This window comes from Pseudoxanthomonas sp. CF385, from assembly GCF_900104255.1.
Taxonomy (GTDB): domain Bacteria; phylum Pseudomonadota; class Gammaproteobacteria; order Xanthomonadales; family Xanthomonadaceae; genus Pseudoxanthomonas_A.
Genome location: NZ_FNKZ01000004.1, coordinates 191,354 through 209,910, shown reverse-complemented (window position 1 = coordinate 209,910; position 18,557 = coordinate 191,354). Strand labels below are relative to the sequence as shown.

17 protein-coding genes are annotated in these 18,557 nt (G+C 68.2%); 7 read left to right on the top strand and 10 right to left on the bottom strand.

The features are described from left to right. Window positions 1-29: 29 nt before the first annotated feature. The 3 genes from hemB to BLT45_RS17765 all read right to left on the bottom strand — a co-directional run bounded on the left by hemB (window position 30) and on the right by BLT45_RS17765 (window position 2,370). A complete protein-coding gene (gene hemB / locus BLT45_RS17775; protein ID WP_093304168.1) occupies window positions 30-1,019 on the bottom strand; it encodes a porphobilinogen synthase in 990 nt (329 codons plus the stop codon). 97 nt (window positions 1,020-1,116) lie between these two features. Beyond that, on the bottom strand, window positions 1,117-1,365 hold the full coding sequence (locus BLT45_RS17770; RefSeq protein WP_093304162.1) for a hypothetical protein: 249 nt from the start codon (window positions 1,363-1,365) through the stop codon (window positions 1,117-1,119). A gap of 72 nt (window positions 1,366-1,437) precedes the next feature. Next, entirely contained in the window at window positions 1,438-2,370 is a 933-nt protein-coding gene (locus BLT45_RS17765) for a chorismate transformation FkbO/Hyg5 family protein (RefSeq protein WP_254771957.1), read from the bottom strand. Between the two features lie 217 nt (window positions 2,371-2,587). Here BLT45_RS17765 and BLT45_RS17760 point away from each other — a divergent pair, with 217 nt between their 5' ends. Then, window positions 2,588-3,049 carry a hypothetical protein gene (locus tag BLT45_RS17760; RefSeq protein ID WP_093304152.1) on the top strand — a complete coding sequence of 154 codons (462 nt, stop codon included), beginning with the start codon at window positions 2,588-2,590 and terminating at the stop codon, window positions 3,047-3,049. Window positions 3,050-3,109: 60 nt separating this feature from the next. On the opposite strand, the gene BLT45_RS17755 is transcribed toward BLT45_RS17760, so the two are convergent. The 3 genes from BLT45_RS17755 to BLT45_RS17745 are packed head-to-tail and all read right to left on the bottom strand — an operon-like array spanning window position 3,110 to window position 6,581. Next, window positions 3,110-3,544 (bottom strand): cytochrome c oxidase assembly factor Coa1 family protein, encoded by a 435-nt coding sequence (locus tag BLT45_RS17755; protein WP_093304149.1) that lies wholly within the window; start codon window positions 3,542-3,544, stop codon window positions 3,110-3,112. 31 nt (window positions 3,545-3,575) lie between these two features. Then, window positions 3,576-5,804 carry a S9 family peptidase gene (locus BLT45_RS17750; protein WP_093304146.1) on the bottom strand — a complete coding sequence of 743 codons (2,229 nt, stop codon included), beginning with the start codon at window positions 5,802-5,804 and terminating at the stop codon, window positions 3,576-3,578. Window positions 5,805-5,864: 60 nt separating this feature from the next. Next, on the bottom strand, window positions 5,865-6,581 hold the full coding sequence (locus BLT45_RS17745; RefSeq protein WP_093304141.1) for a glutathione binding-like protein: 717 nt from the start codon (window positions 6,579-6,581) through the stop codon (window positions 5,865-5,867). 108 nt (window positions 6,582-6,689) lie between these two features. Between BLT45_RS17745 and BLT45_RS17740 the strand changes: the two genes are divergently transcribed. From BLT45_RS17740 to BLT45_RS17725, 4 genes are all read left to right on the top strand, one after another. Beyond that, complete coding sequence (locus tag BLT45_RS17740) at window positions 6,690-7,310, top strand: TIGR00645 family protein (RefSeq protein WP_093304136.1); 621 nt, start codon at window positions 6,690-6,692, stop codon at window positions 7,308-7,310. 4 nt (window positions 7,311-7,314) lie between these two features. After that, window positions 7,315-7,818, top strand: coding sequence for a GNAT family N-acetyltransferase (locus BLT45_RS17735; RefSeq protein ID WP_254771949.1), 504 nt, complete (start codon window positions 7,315-7,317; stop codon window positions 7,816-7,818). A 49-nt stretch (window positions 7,819-7,867) separates the two neighbouring features. Next, complete coding sequence (gene uvrD / locus BLT45_RS17730; protein ID WP_093304131.1) at window positions 7,868-10,060, top strand: DNA helicase II; 2,193 nt, start codon at window positions 7,868-7,870, stop codon at window positions 10,058-10,060. Between the two features lie 80 nt (window positions 10,061-10,140). Then, complete coding sequence (locus tag BLT45_RS17725) at window positions 10,141-10,587, top strand: universal stress protein (RefSeq protein ID WP_093304127.1); 447 nt, start codon at window positions 10,141-10,143, stop codon at window positions 10,585-10,587. Between the two features lie 10 nt (window positions 10,588-10,597). Here the strand turns inward: BLT45_RS17725 and BLT45_RS17720 are convergent, their stop codons facing one another. Next, window positions 10,598-10,906: a DUF2782 domain-containing protein gene (locus BLT45_RS17720; RefSeq protein ID WP_093304122.1), complete on the bottom strand. Its 309-nt coding sequence runs from the start codon at window positions 10,904-10,906 to the stop codon at window positions 10,598-10,600. 93 nt (window positions 10,907-10,999) lie between these two features. Between BLT45_RS17720 and polA the strand changes: the two genes are divergently transcribed. Continuing rightward, a complete protein-coding gene (polA, locus tag BLT45_RS17715; protein WP_093304119.1) occupies window positions 11,000-13,765 on the top strand; it encodes a DNA polymerase I in 2,766 nt (921 codons plus the stop codon). A 363-nt stretch (window positions 13,766-14,128) separates the two neighbouring features. Then, entirely contained in the window at window positions 14,129-14,626 is a 498-nt protein-coding gene (locus BLT45_RS17710) for a DUF421 domain-containing protein (RefSeq protein WP_254771948.1), read from the top strand. Between the two features lie 8 nt (window positions 14,627-14,634). Here BLT45_RS17710 and hemF read toward each other — a convergent pair whose 3' ends face one another. From hemF to BLT45_RS17695, 3 genes are read right to left on the bottom strand one after another with little or no spacing between them, the layout of a single operon-like run. Next, on the bottom strand, window positions 14,635-15,564 hold the full coding sequence (gene hemF / locus BLT45_RS17705) for an oxygen-dependent coproporphyrinogen oxidase (RefSeq protein ID WP_093304370.1): 930 nt from the start codon (window positions 15,562-15,564) through the stop codon (window positions 14,635-14,637). A 10-nt stretch (window positions 15,565-15,574) separates the two neighbouring features. After that, the gene (locus tag BLT45_RS17700; RefSeq protein WP_093304114.1) at window positions 15,575-16,144 is read right to left on the bottom strand and encodes a hypothetical protein; all 570 of its coding nucleotides are present in this window, start codon (window positions 16,142-16,144) and stop codon (window positions 15,575-15,577) included. A 3-nt stretch (window positions 16,145-16,147) separates the two neighbouring features. Then, the gene (locus BLT45_RS17695) at window positions 16,148-18,490 is read right to left on the bottom strand and encodes a S9 family peptidase (RefSeq protein WP_175455901.1); all 2,343 of its coding nucleotides are present in this window, start codon (window positions 18,488-18,490) and stop codon (window positions 16,148-16,150) included. Window positions 18,491-18,557: the final 67 nt, after the last annotated feature.

Sequence of the window (18,557 nt, the reverse complement as noted above, 5' to 3'; positions counted from 1 at the left end):
CTCCCGTTGCTTCATGCGGCCGGCGCGCGTCAGCCGCCACGGAGCCAGCGCGCCGCGTCCAGCGCGAAGTAGGTCAGCACACCGTCGGCACCGGCGCGCTTGAATGCGGTCAACGCTTCCAGCGCGCACGCCTTCTCGTCCAGCCAGCCGTTCGCGGCAGCGGCCTTGATCATCGCGTACTCGCCACTGACCTGATAGGCGAAGGTCGGTACGCCGAACTCGTCCTTCACCCGGCGGATCACGTCCAGGTACGGCAGGCCGGGCTTCACCATCACCATGTCCGCGCCTTCGTCCAGGTCCAGTGCGATCTCGTGCAGGGCTTCGTTCGAGTTCGCCGGATCCATCTGGTAGGTGAACTTGTTGCCCTTGCCCAGGTTGCCGGCGCTGCCCACCGCGCTGCGGAACGGGCCGTAGAACGCGCTGGCGTACTTGGCCGCGTACGACATGATGCGCGTGTTGATGAAGCCGGCTTTCTCCAGCGCCTCGCGGATCGCGCCGATGCGGCCATCCATCATGTCGCTGGGCGAGAGGATGTCGACGCCCGCGGCGGCATGCGCCAGCGATTGCTTGACCAGGGCCTCGATCGTCTCGTCGTTGAGGATGTAGCCGGTGTCGTCGATCAGTCCGTCCTGGCCGTGCGTGGTGTACGGGTCCAGCGCCTGGTCGCTCATCACGCCCAGTTCGGGGAAGCGCGCCTTCAGGGCGCGGATCGCACGCGGGATGATGCCGTCCTCGTCCCAGGCGATGCGGCCGTCGGCGGTCTTCGCCGACGGGTCCGGCACGCCGAACAGGTCCAGCACCGGCACGCCCAGTTCCAGCGCCTCTTCGCCGACACGCAGCAACTCGTCGATCGAGAGGCGCTCCACGCCCGGCATCGAGGCCACCGGCGCCCGGCCCTTCTCCTCGTGCACGAACACGGGATAGATCAGGTCGTTGCTGGTCAGCACGTTCTCGCGCATCAGGCGGCGGGAGAATTCGTCGCGGCGCATGCGGCGCGGGCGGGTGTAGGGGTAGGCCATCGCGGGCTCCTGGCAGAGCGCCGCATGATACGCCCGTGGGGCCGGGCCCGGCCTGCGACCGGCGGTCGCAGCGCGGAACGCAGCGTCCGATGGGCCTTTAGACGACTCCGCCGCCCAGCGACAGGCGGACGATACCGACGATGATCACGATGCCGTTGAGCACCAGCCCCGCCTTCGCGCGGCCGCGGTTCTCCGTGCGGGTGAACAGGATGCCGATCGCCGCGATGACCGCGCCGACGGCGGCGAAGGGAATCAGGAACCAGTTGCCCCATCCCAGCAGGGGAATCAGCGCCAGCACCATCCACAGCATCGCCACGATGCCCCACAGCAGGCTGATCAGTCCCATCGAACGTCCTCCGCAACGGGGCGCGCGATGCGGCGCCTCATGCCCCCACTATGCGGATGCGGCGTCGGTGCTTCAAGCGCCGACGCCGTGCATGCCCTCGATCTCCACCAGCAATTCGCGGCGGCAGACGTCGGCATGCAGCATCAGCCACGGCACGCGGGTGCCCAGGCGGGCTTCCAGCTGCGCGGCGACCGCGTCGGCATCCGCCGCGTCGCGCACGTAGATCTTGAGCCGCGACGTGGCGTCCAGGTGCGGCGGCAGCGTCGACGCGCGCTCACGCGCGGCGCCAAGCAGGCTGTCGAGGTTGGTCAGCGTTTCGTCCAGCTGGGCGCGCAGCGAATCGGCGTGCTGCGAGGCGTGCCCGACGATGCTGGCCGTGCCCGACAGCAACAGCGGCACCTGCGGCGAAGGCGGCAGCAGGGCTCGCGCGAAACTCGGCGATTGCGGGCCGTACTCGCGCGGATAGCGGTAGGCGCTGACCTGGCGCGGATTCTCCAGCGGGATGCCGGGCTCGCGCGCGGCCAGCCAGTACACCTGCAGTACACGGCGACCGTCGCGGCTTCCTATCGCGGTCGCGGCGGGCAGCGTGCGCGTATCGACATCGCCCAATCCCTGCACGCGGCCGACGCAGAACTGCCGGTAGCGCTCGGTGTCGCCGTCGCCCAGGGTGATGGCATCGAAGTAGTTCCAGATGCGCAGCAGGTGCGGATAGCCGCAGTCGCGCCAGAACGCCACCATGGCCGCGTAGGCATGGGCGCTGGCATGCAGGATGCCGCCTTCCGGCTCTTCCCATTCCAGCACGCCGAACAGCAGCGCGCCGTCATGGCTGTAGCGGATGGCGCCTTCGCGCCCGGTCGACACCGGCCCCGCCGACCGCCACACCTCGTAGGGTGCCGCAGCCTCGCGCAATGGCGACAGGGGCACGTGCAGATAGCGGGCGTCGTCGATGGCGGCCGAAGAAGGCGCCAGCGTGCCGAAACCGAACACGGCCAGCGTCTCGGGCATGCCGAGCAGCGCCTGGGGGCCGGGCGCATGGATGTAGTCGACCGCCAGCCGCTGCGGCGCGGGCGGGAGGTCGGGGGCGGCGCTCATCGTGCGGGAAACAGATGCATGGTCAGGGTGAAATGATAACCCGCCGTCCCGTGACGCCGCCGTGCTACGGGATATGCCAGTATTCAGCCGGTGCGGCGGAAGATCGCTGCAGGCCACCGGAGAAGCCGCCATGTCGTTCCGCATCGCCGCCATCGTGTTCGCCGTCCTGCTCGTCGCCGGGTGTGCCGGCAGTTCCAAGGTCATGCTGGGCCAGGCGCGTGCGCCGATCGATCCTGCCCAGGTGCAGGTCTATCGCACTCCGCCCGCAGGCGCGCTGGAAATCGCCCAGCTGGAGTCCAAGAGCGCGGTCGGCTTCGGCACCCAGGGCCAGACCGATGCCGCCGTGGCGCGCCTGAAGCGCGAAGCCGCCGCCCTCGGCGCCAACGGCGTCGTGTTGCTCGGCGTGGGCTCCAGCGGCTCGCCGGTAGGCATGTCCGTGGGCGCAGGCAGCTACGGCCGCCACTCGGGCGGCGGCCTGAGCATGGGCATTCCGACCACCCAGAAGCAGGCCGCAGGCGTGGCGATCTACGTACCGCCGGGCACGCCGGTCGATCCGTCCATCGTGGTACCGGAACCGGCGCCGAAGAAATGAGCGCGCGGTCGTCCTGACCTGCTCAGAAGGCGGCCGTCGACCGCCTTCTCCGTCACGGACTCAAGGAGAGGCGGAGGTGCCGTCCTCCTCCAGCACGATCCGCTCGCCACCGTCCACGTTCACTGCCAGCGTCTCGTAGCGCCATTCGCCTGCGTGCTTCTTCGCCACCACGAACAGCGTGCCGTCTGCCTTCGCGCCGTCCAGCGGGATGGCCAGGTTGGCTTCGCCGTCGGGGCCGTTGCTGCTGAAGTTTCCCTGCACCAGCCAGCCGGCCCGGACCGGCGTGCCGAGCGCCGCGTTCACCGCAGGGTCGGCCTGGGCTTCCCGCATCGCATGCAGGTAGGGTTCCGAGGATTTCATCGCACCAAAGACCAGCGCCAGGATCCCGAAGATGAAGGCGGCGAACAGGGCGAGCAGCAGCGCCGCCACGACCGGCACGCACCACTTCCAATTGCGGCTTAGCCAGGTAGAAGAGGCTGAGGTCGTCGAGTGCATGCGCGGGCTCCGGTCGTTCCCCGTTGAACGCTTACGGCTTCAGGCAGCGGCCAAAGAAATCCTCGGTCAGGCGGTAGCGATGCAGCAGGTCGCTGCCGCGCAGGCCGTGCTTGGCGCCGGGATAGGTCATCAGCTCGAACGGCGTGCCGCGCTTCTGCAGCTCGCTCATCAGCTTGGTGGAGTTGGTGAACAGCACGTTGTCGTCGGCCATGCCGTGGATCAGCAGCAGCTTGCCCGCACCGACGCCGTCGACGTGGGTGAACACGCTGGCTTCGCGGTAGCCTGCCTCGTTCGCCTTGGGGAGGTCCATGTAGCGTTCGGTGTAGTGGGTGTCGTACAGCGCCCAGTCGGTGACCGGTGCGCCCGCCACGCCGCAGGCATAAGCCTCGTCGTGCTTGGCCAGCAGCATCAGCGTCATGTAGCCGCCGTTGGACCAGCCGTACACGCCGATGCGCGCCGGATCGACGAAGGGCTGCGACTTCAGCCACGCGACGCCGCGCAGCTGGTCGTCTACTTCCACGGTGCCCTGCCTGCCGTACAACGCGCCGCCGAAGGCCGCGCCGCGGCGCGGCGTGCCGCGGTTGTCCAGCGAGAACACCACGTAGCCCTGCTGGGCCAGGTACTGGTTGAAGAAGGCATCGCTGCGGCCGGGCCAGGCGCGGGTGACGGTCTGCGCGGCGGGGCCGCCGTAGACGAACACGACGACGGGATACTTTTTCTTCGGATCGAAATTGGCGGGCTTGATCAGGCTGTAATGCAGTGGCGTGGTGCCGTCGGCCGCCGTCAGCGTGCCGTAGGTCGTGGTCTGATGCGCCGCGCGATACTTCGCGTAAGGGTGCGAGGCGCTGGTTACGTCATTGGCGAGCAGGGTCGCCAGCTTCGTGCCATCGGCCTTGAACAGCTCGATCTGCGGGAGGGTGGTGTCGCTGGACCAGCTGTCTACATAGACGCTGGCGTTGCGCGCGAAGGCGGCGGCATGCATGCCGGGCGCCTGCGTCAGCCGGCGCGGTTCGCCACCGGCCAACGGCACAGCGTAGACGTGCGTCTCGGTGGCGCCGTCGCGGGTGCCGCTCACGTAGGCCAGACCGGCGGCTTCATCGATCGCCAGCAGGCCGTCGACGACCCATTCACCCTGCGTCAGCGCGGTCAGCTTCGCCCCGTCTTCCGACGCGATGTACAGGTGCTCGAACCCGCTGCGCTCCGACGACCACAGGAAGCGGCCGTCTTTCAGGAAGCGCAGGTCGCTGTGCAGCGGCACCCAGGTCTTCGAGGTTTCGGTCACCAGCGTGCGCTGCTGGCCCGTCGCCAGCGTGGCCTCGATCAACTCGAGCGTCTTCTGGTCACGCGACTGGCGCTGGAAGGTCAGGCGCTGCGGATCACGCCAGTCCACCCGGGCCAGGTAGATATCCGGATTCTTGCCGAGGTCGATCCAGCGCGGCGTGGCGCCGGTCTTCGGCGCGATCACGCCCAGTTGCACCAGCACGTTGTGGTCGCCGGCCGCCGGATAGCGCTGTTCCACCACGTCCGTGCGGTCGGGATAGACCTCGTAGCGCTTCTGCACCGGCACCGGGGTTTCATCGATGCGGGAGAAGGCGATGGCCGAATCGTCCGGCGCCCACCAGTAGCCGGTGTGGCGGTCCATTTCCTCGTCGGCGACGAACTCGGCCACGCCGTTGCCGATCGTGTCGCTGCCGTCGCGGGTCAGCTGCACTTCCTTCCCGTCGGCCAGGGCGATGACCCACAGGTTGCGGTCGCGGATGAAGCTGACGTAGCCGCCCTTCGGCGAGAGCTTCGGGTCGGTGGCGAAGCCGCCACCGTTCGTGAGCTTGCGCACGGCGGCCTTGCCGGTCTTCGCCAGGTCGTAGACGTACAGCTCGCCGCCGAGCGGGAACAGCAGTGCCTTGCCATCGGGCGACCACTGGTAGTCGACGATGCCGGACAGCGCAGCGATGCGCTGGCGTTCGCGGCGTGCCTTTTCCTCGTCGCTCAGCACTTCCTCGCCGGGCAGCACCACCGAGGAGTCCACCAGCAGGCGGGTCTGTCCGCTGGCGACGTCGTATTCCCACAGGTCCAGCCGGTTGCGGTCGCTGTCCTTGCCGCGCAGGAAGGTCACCCTTGTGCCGTCCGGTGCGATCTGCGGCTTGGTCAGCGTGGGACCCGACAGCGGCGCGCTGCCGGTGATGGCTTCCAGGGTGAGCTTCTCGGCGTGGGCGGGCAGGGCGGTGGCGACGGTCATCAGGGCAAGCAGGGCAAGGCGCATGGGACTTCTCGGGCGGCAGGGCCGGTCAGTCCCGGATTATGACGCGAACGCCGCCGGTTCTCAGGCCTTCGGCGCGCCCTGCCCGAACAGGTGCTTGCGTTCCTCGTCGCTGAGCGGCTGGCCCGCGTTCGGATTGACTTCCGACTTCAGCGCGTACGCGCGCTGCACGGCCGGGCGCGCCGCGATCTCGGCGTGCCAGCGCTGCAGGGCGGGATAGGGCGACAGGTCGAGCGGCGACTTGTCGTAGGCGTTGATCCAGGGATGCGTGGCCATGTCGGCGATGCTGTAGTCCTCGCCGGCGATATGGGCGTGCTTCGCCAACTGCTTGTCCAGCACGCCGAGCAGGCGCTGCACCTCGCGGGTGTAGCGATCGATCGCGTACGGAATCTTCTCCGGCGCGTAGACGGTGAAGTGGCCGTACTGCCCCGTCATCGGTCCCAGGCCGCCCATCTGCCACATCAGCCACTGGTTGACCGCCACTTTCTGGCGCGTGTCCGTGCCGAAGAAGCGGCCGGTCTTGTTGGCCAGGTACAGCAGGATGGCGCCGGATTCGAACACGCTTATCGGCTCACCGCCGTCGGCGGGGGCGTGGTCGATGATCGCCGGCATCTTGTTGTTCGGCGAAAACGCGAGGTACTCGGGCTTGAACTGGTCGCCCTTGCCGATGTTGACCGGGACGATGCGGTAGTCCTGCTTCGCGCCTGCCTCCGCCAGCTCTTCGAGCATCAGGGTGATCTTGTGGCCGTTCGGCGTAGGCCAGTAGTACAGGTCGATCATGGGAGTTCCTCGCGGGGGAGAGCCGCAGTCTAGCGGCGGCCACGGACTTGGCAGCGTCAAATTCGGCCGTTACCCTGCGCCATCCTTGGAAAACACTGTTCCCGGCCCATGTCGCAGCCCTCCAACGCCCGTATCGGCTTCCTGCCCAACCTGATCTTCGCTTCGCGCTGGCTGCAGCTGCCGCTCTACCTGGGCCTGATCGTGGCGCAGTGCGTGTACGTGTTCCTGTTCGGCAAGGAGCTGTGGCACCTGATCCATCGCGCCCCCGGCCTGGGTGAGCAGGAGATCATGCTGATCGTGCTGGGCCTGATCGACGTGGTGATGATCTCGAACCTGCTGGTCATGGTGATCGTCGGCGGTTACGAGACCTTCGTCTCGCGCCTGCGCCTGGAAGGCCACCCGGACCAACCGGAGTGGTTGAGCCACGTCAATGCGTCGGTGCTGAAGGTGAAGCTGGCGATGGCGATCATCGGCATCTCCTCGATCCACCTGCTGAAGACGTTCATCGCCGCCGGTGCGCTGACCGGACTGCCGTTCTGCAAGCCCGAACAATTGGCGCAGATGAAGGCCGAGATGGCGATCACCAGCACGCAGTGCACGCAGATGACGCCGGATGGCGTGCTGTGGCAGACCATCATCCACTGCGTGTTCATCCTGTCGGCCATCGGCATCGCCTGGACCGACAAACTGATGAACGGCGGCCACGCGTCGAAGCACGCCGCGCACTGACGCCATGGCGGCGGTCGTGCCCGTGATCCGCGATGCGGTCGAGGCCGACATCGCGGACATCGTCGCCCTGAACGCGGCCGAAGTCCGCCACACCAGCCCGATGGATGCGGACAGGACGCGCCAACTGGCGTCCCTGGCGGCTTACCACCGCGTGGCCGTGATCGACGACCGCGTCGTGGCCTTCCTGCTGGCGATGCGCGCCGGCGCGGACTACCGCAACGACAACTTCGGTTGGTTCGCCGCGCGCTACCCCGATTTCCTGTACGTCGACCGCATCGTCGTCGATGCCGCCGCGCAGGGGCACCGGCTGGGGTCCGCGCTGTACGGGGACCTGTTCGGGTTCGCCCGCCGGCAGGGCATCCCGCGCATCACCTGCGAGTTCAACGTGGTGCCGCCGAACGAGCCCTCGCGCCTGTTCCACGCCCGCCACGGCTTCGTCGAAGCGGGCAGCCAGTGGCTCGACGAGGGCCGCAAGCAGGTCTCGATGCAGGTGGCGGAGCTGGGCTGAGCCGCACGCCGTCTCAGGGCCTGGGCGGCGCAGGCCGTAAAATGGGCGGATGGATGTCTCCCACCTGCTCGACCACCTGAATCCGGCCCAGCGCGAAGCCGTCTCCGCCCCGCCCGGCCACTACCTCGTCCTCGCCGGTGCCGGTTCCGGCAAGACCCGCGTGCTGACCCACCGCATCGCCTGGCTGAACGAAGTGCACGGCGTGCCCGCGCACGGCATCCTCGCGGTGACCTTCACCAACAAGGCCGCCGGTGAGATGCGCGCGCGCGCCGACACGCAGCTGCGCACCGGCAGCCGCGGCATGTGGATCGGCACCTTCCACGGCCTGGCGCACCGCCTGCTGCGGCTGCACTGGCAGGAAGCGAAGCTGCCGGAGACCTTCCAGGTCCTGGACAGCGACGACCAGCAGCGGCTGGTCAAGCGCGTGGTGCAGGCGATGGAACTGGACGAGGGCAAGTACCCGCCCAAGCAGATCGCTTGGTGGATCAACGAGCAGAAGGACGAAGGGCGTCGCCCGGAACACCTGCAGCCCGCGCCGAACGACGACTGGCTGGACGTGCGCCGGCAGGTCTACGCCGGCTACCAGGAACGCTGCGACCGCGCCGGCCTGGTGGATTTCGCCGAACTGCTGCTGCGCGCCCACGAAGTGCTGCGCGACACGCCGGCGCTGCTGGCGCACTACCGCGCGCGCTTCCGCCAGATCCTGGTGGACGAGTTCCAGGACACCAACGCCATCCAGTACGCCTTCATCCGCGTGCTGGCCGGCGACACCGGTCAGGTGTTCGTGGTGGGCGACGACGACCAGAGCATTTACGGCTGGCGCGGCGCGAAGGTCGAGAACATGCAGCAGTTCCTGCGCGATTATCCAGCGGCGCAGACCATCCGTCTGGAACAGAACTACCGCTCCAGCGCCAACATCCTCGGTGCGGCGAACGCGGTGATCGCGCACAACCCGGGACGGATTGGCAAGCAGCTGTGGACCGACACGGGCGACGGCGAGCCGATCGACCTGTACGCGGCCTACAACGAGATGGACGAGGCGCGCTTCGTCGTCGAGCGCATCCGCCAGTGGGTGCGCGAAGGCGGCAGCCTGGGCGACGCCTCCATCCTCTACCGCAGCAACGCGCAGTCGCGCGCGTTCGAAGAAGCGCTCTTGTCCGAACAACTGCCGTACCGCGTCTACGGCGGCATGCGCTTCTTCGAACGTGCCGAAATCAAGGATGCGCTGGCTTACCTGCGCTTGGTGGCGAATCGCGCGGACGACGCCGCATTCGAACGTGCGGTCAACACACCGGCGCGCGGTATCGGCGAACGCACGCTGGACGAAGTGCGCCGCATGGCGCGCGGCGCGCGCGTGTCGCTCTGGGGTGCGGCGATGCTGGCCACGCAGGGCACGGAACTGGCCGGGCGCGCGCGTAACGCGCTGGCCGCGTTCCTGTCGCTGGTGGAACAGTTGGCGGGCGAGACCGCCGAGATGGACCTGGCCGAACGCGTGGACCACGTGCTGGTCCGCTCGGGTCTGCGCGAGCACTGGGCGAAGGAAAGTCGCGGTGGGCTGGATTCCGAATCCCGCACCGAGAACCTGGATGAACTCGTCTCGGTGGCCTCGCGCTTCGTGCGCCGCATCGACGACGACGAGACCACAGAGGGCATGAGCGAACTGGTCGCCTTTCTGTCCTACGCCGCGCTGGAGGCCGGCGAGGGCCAGGTGGAGGCCGGCGAGGACGGCGTGCAGCTGATGACGCTGCATTCGGCCAAGGGCCTGGAGTTCCCGCTGGTATTCCTGGTGGGGCTGGAAGAAGGCCTGTTCCCGAGCAACCGGTCGCTGGACGAGAGCGGCCGGCTGGAAGAGGAGCGCCGCCTGGCGTACGTGGGCATCACCCGTGCGCGGCAGAAGCTGGTGCTGACGTTCGCGGAGGCGCGCCGGCTGCACGGCCAGGACATGTACGGCATCCCGTCGCGGTTCCTGCGCGAGATCCCGGCGTCGCTGGTCAACGAAGTGCGTCCGCGCGTGCAGGTCAGCCGCGCGGCCTCCGGGTTCGCCACGCGGCCCGTGGCGGGCCATGCCAGTCTGGAAACCCCCGGGCTCAAGCTGGGCCAGACGGTCACCCATGCCAAGTTCGGGCATGGCGTGGTCACCGACTACGAAGGCAGCGGCGCGCATGCGCGCGTGCAGGTGAATTTCGACAACGAAGGCAGCAAGTGGCTGGTGCTGGCCTACGCGAACCTGCAGGCGGTGTAGCGCGGCCGATTGATCCAGATCACGGCGTACTAAGCCCGCCGCGCGTGTAATGGACGCATCCCATCGTCATGAGGTGCGGCATGTACCGACATATCCTGATCGCGACCGACGGCTCCGAGCTCGCCGGCAAGGGCGTGGAGCACGGCCTGACGCTCGCGGCGCGCCTCCAGGCGCGCGCCACCGTGCTGACCGTCAGCGAGCCCATCAACACCGGTTTCGACGATGCGCTGGGCTGGAGCGCGGTGGGCACGTCGCTGCCGGAGTTCCAGACCGCCCGCGAAGAAGCCGCGCGCAAGGTGCTGGCCGGCGCATCCGTCCAGGCCGGCACCATCGGCGTCGACGCGGCCACGCTGCACGTGGCCGACCGCTATGCCGCCGAGGCCATAGTGGAGGCGGCGGAACGCGAGGGCTGCGATCTGATCGTGATGGCGTCGCATGGACGGCGCGCACTCGGGCGCCTGCTGCTGGGCAGCCAGACCAGCGAGGTGCTGGCCCGTTGCGGCGTACCGGTGCTGGTGATCCGCTGAAGGCGGCGCCTCACCAGCCGTAGAGCTTCCAGTACACCGGCGAGATGTCGCTGTTGTCCTTGCTCTTGTCCAGGCGGCCGTCGCCGTCGGAGTCGTACAGGTAATACGGCGCGCCGCGCGACGGCGTGACCTTGACCATGCGCAGGTTGCCCGCCACCCGGTACTCCTCGATGGTGTCGCCGTTCTTCTCGGTGCGCACGGCCACCTGGGCGCTGGCGAGATCCACGCCGGGCGGCGCGCTGGCGCCGCCGGTCGAGGCGCAGCCGGCCACGGTGATCACGCAGGACAGCAGCAGGGCGCGTTTCAGCGAGCGGGTCATGGTGGAGTCCTGGCGGGGGCAGTGGCCGGATTATGCGCCCAACGCGTAGTGCGCGCGTGACGCCGTTCCCGGGGCGCGGCGTAGAATGCGGGCATGACACGACTCGTACTGATCGACGGTTCCAGCTACCTGTTCCGCGCGTTCCACGCGCTGCCTCCGCTCACCAACGCGCAGGGCGAGCCCACCGGTGCGCTGTTCGGCGTGGTGAACATGCTGCGCGCGACGCTGAAGGAGAAACCGGACTACGTCGCCTTCGTCCTGGACGCCAGCGGCCCGACGTTCCGCGACGATCTCTATCCCGACTACAAGGCGAACCGGCCGCCCATGCCGGAGGAGCTGCGGGCACAGGTCGAGCCGATGCGGCGCATCGTGCAGGCGCTCGGCTTCCCGTTGCTGTGCGTGGATGGCGTGGAGGCCGATGACGTGATCGGCACGCTGGCGCTGCAAGGTGCGGCCAAGGGGATGGAGGTGACGATCTCCACCAGCGACAAGGACTTCGCCCAGCTCGTGCGTCCCGGCGTGGCGCTGGTCAACACGATGAGCGGGAGCCGGCTGGATTCCACCGAATCGGTGATGGAAAAGTTCGGCGTGCGGCCGGACCAGATCGTCGATTTCCTCGCCCTGATGGGCGACACCGTGGACAACGTGCCCGGCGTTGAGAAATGCGGACCCAAGACCGCGGCGAAGTGGCTGGGCGAATACGGCACGCTCGCTGCGATCATCGACAGGGCCGGCGAGATCAAGGGCAAGATCGGCGACAACCTGCGGGCCGCGCTGCCGCGCCTGCCGTTGAACCGCACGCTGGTGACGATCAAGACGGACGTGGCGCTGGAGGGCGGCCCCGAGACGCTGCCGTTGCGGGATCGCCATGTCGACGAGTTGCGCGAACTCTACGCGCGCTACGGCTTCAACCAGGCCTTGAAGGAGCTAGACGGCGGCGTGTCCGACGCGACCTCCATCGCCGAGAAGGAGCCGGGCCGGGCCCGAGGCACCGGGCGCGTGACGGCGGCATCGGTCGACGAAGGTCCCGTGGATGCGTCGCTGGGCGTCGCCGGCGAGTACGCCGCCGTGACTGAATCCGCGCAGCTCGAGGCGCTGGTCGCGCAGCTGCACGCAGCGGATGAGTTCGCGTTCGACACCGAAACCGACAGCCTGGATCCGATGCAGGCCCGTCTGGTCGGCCTGAGTTTCGCGACCGAAACAGGCAAGGCCGTCTACGTGCCGGTCGGGCACGACTATCCGGGCGCGCCGCAGCAACTCGAACGTATCCACGTGCTGGACGCACTCGCGCCCGTCCTGGCCGATCCGGCGAAGCGCAAGCTGGGCCAGCACGGCAAGTACGACTTGCACGTGCTGCGCCGTCATGGCGTGGACGTGCAGGGCTACGCCGACGACACGATGCTGGAGAGCTTCGTGCTGAATTCGGGCAGCAACCGCCACGACATGGACAGCCTGGCCAAGCGCTTCCTCGGCTACGACACGGTCAAGTACGAAGACGTGGCGGGCAAGGGCGCCAAGCAGATCCCGTTCTCGCAGGTGGCCATCGACGACGCCACCCGCTACGCCGCCGAAGATGCCGACATCACCCTGCGCCTGCATCGCGCGATCGCGCCGAGGCTGGCCGCGGAACCAGGCCTGGAGAGCGTGTACCGCGAGATCGAGATGCCGCTGGTGCCGGTGCTGGCGCGCATCGAGGCCAATGGCGTGATGATCGACGGCGACGAACTGCGCCGGCAGAGCGCCGACCTGTCCAAGCGCATGCTGGCCGCGCAGCAGAAAGCCACGGAGCTTGCCGGGCGCACCTTCAATCTGGATTCGCCGAAGCAGCTGCAGGCGTTGCTGTTCGACGAACTCAAGCTGCCGGTGCTGGTGAAGACGCCGACCGGCCAGCCCAGCACGAACGAGGAGGCGCTGGAGGCCATCGCCGACCAGCACGAGCTGCCGCGCGTGATCCTGGAATACCGCGGACTGGCCAAGTTGCGCAGCACCTACACCGACAAGCTGCCGGAGATGGTGAATGCCGACACCGGTCGCGTGCACACCAGCTACCACCAGGCCGGTGCGGCCACCGGGCGTCTGTCTTCGACCGACCCCAACCTGCAGAACATCCCGATCCGCACCGAGGACGGCCGCCGCATCCGCAAGGCCTTCGTCGCGCCGCCGGGCCGCAAGCTGGTGGCCTGCGACTACTCGCAGATCGAGCTCCGCATCATGGCCCACCTGTCGCAGGATCCCGGGCTGGTGCGCGCGTTCGAATCCGGTGCCGACATCCACAAGGCGACGGCGGCGGAAGTGTTCGGCCGCGCGCTCGACGAGGTGACCGGCAACGAACGTCGCGCGGCGAAGGCGATCAACTTCGGGCTGATGTACGGCATGAGCGCGTTCGGGCTCGCGCGCCAGCTGGGCATCGGACGCGGCGAGGCGCAGGACTACATCGCCCTGTACTTCAGTCGCTACCCCGGCGTGCGTGACTACATGGAGCGCACGCGCCAGCAGGCGCGCGAGCTGGGCTATGTGGAGACCGTGTTCGGGCGCCGGCTGTACCTGGAGTACATCAATAAAGGCACCCAGGGGCAGCGCGCAGGCGCGGAGCGCGCGGCGATCAACGCGCCGATGCAGGGCACCGCGGCGGACATCATCAAGCGCGCGATGATCGGCGTGGATGCCTGGCTGGCCGGGCACCGCGACCAGGCGCTGATGATCCTGCAGGTGCACGACGAACTGGTGTTCGAGGCCGATGCGGACTTCGTGCCCACCCTCCTGCAGGAAGCGACCGCCCGAATGGCGGCGGCGGCGCAATTGAGCGTTCCGCTGGTGGTCGACAGCGGGGTCGGCGACAACTGGGAAGAGGCCCATTAGCGCGGCCTGAAAACGTTTTCCCTTCCGGAACATGGGCTTGCGGAACGTTCAGGGAAATCCTGTCAGGTATATTTGTATACCGACGAGTTCAATAAACTGAATTCCTCCTGAATCTTACGGTTTTTTAACCGGAATCTTCACGAACCATCCATGTGCAGAGTGGTCATATAGCTCGCGACAGATGCAACGTCTGTCGCTGATCTCTCCCATCCCCTGGAGCGATCTCCCCCGGAGCGACGACCCCTCCCCAGGTCCCGCTCCCCTGGCCCCGCCGATCTCCCCCTGGTCTGCGGGGCTTTTTATTGCCTGTCGTTTGCCCCGGCGTGCGCTACCGTGCGCGCACTCCCTCCTGCCGGGTGACGCATGAGCGCTCCGTTCGACCAGATGTTCCAGCTGGCCATGCCCTGGTGGGCCTTCGTGCTCCGCGCGTGCGTGGTGTACTTCATCCTGCTGGGGATGATCCGTCTGTCGGGCAAGCGGACGATGGGCCAGTTCACCCCGTTCGACATGCTGCTGGTCGTGCTGCTCGGCAACGCGGTGCAGAACGCACTGCTGGGCGAGGACACGTCGGTGGGCGGTGGCCTGTTGCTGGCGGCGACCCTGATCGCGCTGAACTGGCTGGTCGGCCTGCTGTCCGCGCGTTCGCCGCGGGTGGAGCGCTGGGTGGAAGGTGCGCCGGTATTGCTGGCGCGCGACGGACAGGTCTATCGCGACGTGTTGCGGCGCGAGCTGATCAGCCATGAGGACTTCGAGAAGGCCATGCGCGAGTCCGGATGCCTGGACATGGCGGACATCCAACTGGCGGTGCTGGAGAACACGGGGCACATCACGCTGGTGCCGCGCCAGAAGCCTTCACCTTAGGGGCGACGTCAGGCGGATTCGGCCAGCCAGTCGCGCGGCCGCAGGTAGTCGGACAGGCGCTGCTCGTCGCTGCCGTCCTCCGGCGCATAGCCGTATTCCCAGCGGACCAGCGGCGGCAGGCTCATCAGGATCGACTCGGCGCGTCCGCCGCTCTGCAGGCCGAACAGCGTGCCGCGGTCGTACACCAGGTTGAACTCGACGTAGCGCCCGCGCCGGTACAGCTGGAAATCACGCTCGCGTTCACCGTAGGGCGCGTCCTTGCGGCGCGCGACGATGGGCAGGTAGGCATCGAGGAAGCCATCGCCGACAGCGCGCAGGTAGCCGAAGTCGCGCTCGAAATCCTCGCTCAGGTCGTCGAAGAACAGGCCGCCGACGCCACGCGTCTCGTTGCGGTGCTTGAGGAAGAAGTACTCGTCGCACCAGCGCTTGTGCGCGTCGTAACGCGCCTGGCCGCCGAACGGTTCGCACAGATCGCGGGCGGTGTGGTGCCAGTGGCGGACATCCTCGTCGACCGGGTAGAACGGAGTGAGGTCGAAGCCGCCGCCGAACCACCACGCCACCGTTTCGCCATCGCGCTCGGCGCGGAAATGGCGGACATTCGCGTGCGTGGTGGGCAGGTGGGGGTTGCGCGGATGGAACACGAGCGACACGCCGACCGCGCGCCAGGACGCGCCCGCGAGTTCCGGACGATGCGCGGAGGCGGACGGGGGCAGGCGATCGCCGGACACGTCGGAGAAGCCGATGCCGGCCTGCTCGAACACGGCGCCGTCGCGGAGGATGCGGGTGCGCCCGCCGCCGCGGATCGGCGACGCATCGCCCGGCGGGCGGCTCCATGCATCTTCGCGGAACCGGGCCGTGCCGTCGGCCGCTTCGATGGCGGCGCAGATGCGGTCCTGCAGGTCGGTGAGGTAGTCGCGGACGGGCGAGATGTCGTTCATGCCGCGCATTCTACCGGGGCGGCTGCGCCCATCCGAATTCGGCGCGCACGTTCGGCCGACACAGTTGCCACACGATCAGCGCGTGCAGCGCGCCGAACACCACCGCCGTCGCCCAGGCCAGGGCCAACGACAGCGAACGCAGCGTGGCCAGTTCGGCCAGCAGGGGCGCGGTGTCGGGCGTCTGCGGCAGACGGTCGACCCAGGCGAACAGCGCATCGATCACCGCGATGCCGGCGAAGTTGGCCAGCGCGCCCAGCACCATGAACGCGACGAAGCCCCACCAGCCCCAGGCGCGACGACGCAGCAGGCCCACCGACACCGCCAGGAACGCCGCGCTCACCAGCAGGAAGCCGACGGCGATCGCGGTCAGGTGCGACAACATCCACACCAGGCCCGCTGGCACCGACTGCGCCGCGACGAAGTCGATGAAACGCGATACCTCCTCGCCCCGCAGGATGACCAGCGCCGCCAGCACCTGCAGTGCGGCATAGAGCGTGGCGCCGATGCCCACGACGATCGACACCTTCGCCGTCACGGTGACGAAGGCGGCGCCGCTCGCAGTGGGCGAAGAAGCGCGCACGGCTTACTTCAGGTTCTGCTCGAACAGCTTCAGCACGCGCTTGTACTCGTCCAGCCAGGAATCCGAGCGCGTGAAGCCGTGCCGTTCCAGCGGATACGCCGCCAGCTCCCAGTTGTCCTTGCGCAGTTCGATCAGCTTCTGCGAAAGCACCACCGAGTCCTTGAAGAACACGTTGTCGTCGATCATGCCGTGTGCGATCAGCAGGTGGTCCTGAAGGCCGTCGGCGTATTCGATCGGCGAGGAGGCCAGGTAGGCCTGCGGGTCGAGCTCCGGAGTGTTGAGGATGTTGCTGGTGTACTCGTGGTTGTACTGCGTCCAGTCGACCACCGGACGCAGCGCGGCGCCGGCCTTGAACACACCCGGTGCGCGGAACAGCGCCATGAACGTCATGAAGCCGCCATAGCTGCCGCCGTAGATGCCGGCGCGGTCGCGGTCGCCCTGCTTCTGCGCGACCAGCCATTCCAGACCGTCCAGGTAGTCTTCCAGCTCCGGGTGGCCCATGTTGCGGTAGATGGCCGTGCGCCAGTCGCGGCCGTAGCCTTCGCTGGCGCGGTAGTCCAGGTCGAGCACGATGTAGCCGCGGTCCACCAGCAACTGGTGGAACATCTGTTCGCGGAAGTAGTTGGGATAGCGCGCGGTGACGTTCTGCAGGTAGCCCGCCCCGTGCACGAACATGACGATGGGATAGCGCTTGCCGGCCTCCATCGTCTTCGGCCCGTAGTACTTGCCCCAGACCACGCCGGCGCCGTGCTTCGACGGTACCTGCACGTACTCCGGTTCGATCCATGCGCGCGCCTTGAACGCCGCGGTACGGGTGTCGGTGAGGGCGCGCGCGTCGCCGCCGTCCACGCCCGTCACCGAGAGCTGGACCGGCGTGTAGCTGCGCGAATGGCGCACCAGCAGCTGGCGTCCGTCCGGCGACAGGCTGAAGTCCTCCACGCCGTCCAGCGCGGTGACTTCCTTCAGCTGGTTGCTGGCCAGGTCGAGCTTGCAGACCTCGTAATCGCCCGGCCATGCGCGGTTGCACAGGAACAGGAAGCCGTTGCCATCGGCGGTGACGTCCGCCGCGGACACTTCCCACTTGCCGGAGGTGCGCGCGCGCGGCTTTTCGTTGCCGGTGGCGGTGTACAGGTGCGAGTAGCCGGATTCTTCCGAGAGCAGCCACAGCGTGCGGTTGTCGGGCAGCCAGCCGAACTGGTTGAAGCCCCAGTTGATCCACGCGTCGTCGGTCAGCCGGTGGCGGGGCTGCAGGCGCGCCGCCGGCAGGTCGACGGTGGCGATCCAGCGGTCCTTGTTGTCGACGGCGTGCACCTGCACGGCGACCTGGGTGCCGTCGTTCGTCCAGGCGATCGCGTTGCCATCGCTGTCGTTCTCCACGCGCACGTCGCGCGGTCCCTTCAGCGGATCCTTGCCTGCCTGTTTGCGCAGCGCGGCGAGCGGATCCTTGTCGATGCCGGGCAGGCCTTCGAACGGGATTTCCTTGACGCTGCCGTCGGCCATGTCGACACGCCACAGGGCGTGCGGCACCGGCGCATTGCGGCCGACGCGCGTGCGGACTTCCTGGAATTCCTCGTACCCGGATTCGGTCACGTACTTCGGCATCTTGCCGGCCTGGCCGGCATCGGCGCCTTTCTTGCGCGTCACCACCAGCAGCCAACGGCCGTTCGGCGACAGCGAGCTGCCTTCGATCTCCACCTCCGTGCCGAGGTAGATCGGTGCGGGTGCGCGGCTCGGGTCGGCCTTGCGCCAGGCTTCCGCCTGCTTCTGCGCGGCTTCGCGCTGGGCGCGGTCGTCGGCCAGGGTGCGGATCGTGCGCATCTGCTGGTCGCGCAGCGCATCCGCCTTGGGCGGCGCCAGCGGATCGCGCTCGGCCTTCAGTTCGGCCACGGTGACCGCACCGGTGCCGGAGGTCCAGCGATTCCACGTGGCGCCAGTGCGCCAGATCACCGCGCCGTCCTGGGCGAAGCGGGCCTGCTGCTCGGCCTCGTTGGTGCGCGTGATCTGGGCCAGCGTGCCGCTGCGAAGGTCACGCACGAAGAGGTCGCCGTTGCGCGAGAGCAGCATGCGCTGGCGGGTCGCGTCGTAGACGGGGTTGATGGCGTCCAGGCGGGCGCGCTGGTCGTCGCCGACGCGGCGCGCCGCGGCGCCATCGATGCTCTGTTCGAAGGTGTCGCGGACCACGCTGCCGTCGCGCTTCAGTTCGTACTGCACCTGCTTGCCGTCCCATGCCCACCAGGCGCGCTCGACCGGCGGACCGATCCAGTCCGGCTCGGCCATCACCTGCTCCAGCGTGAGCGGTGCGGGCGTCTGGGCGTGCGCGGCCGGCGCGAGGGCGAGCGGCAGCAGCAGGGCGAACAGGGCAGGGCGCATCGGAGGTCCGTTAGTGCGAGGTGAAGAGGCCAAGGGTACCAGC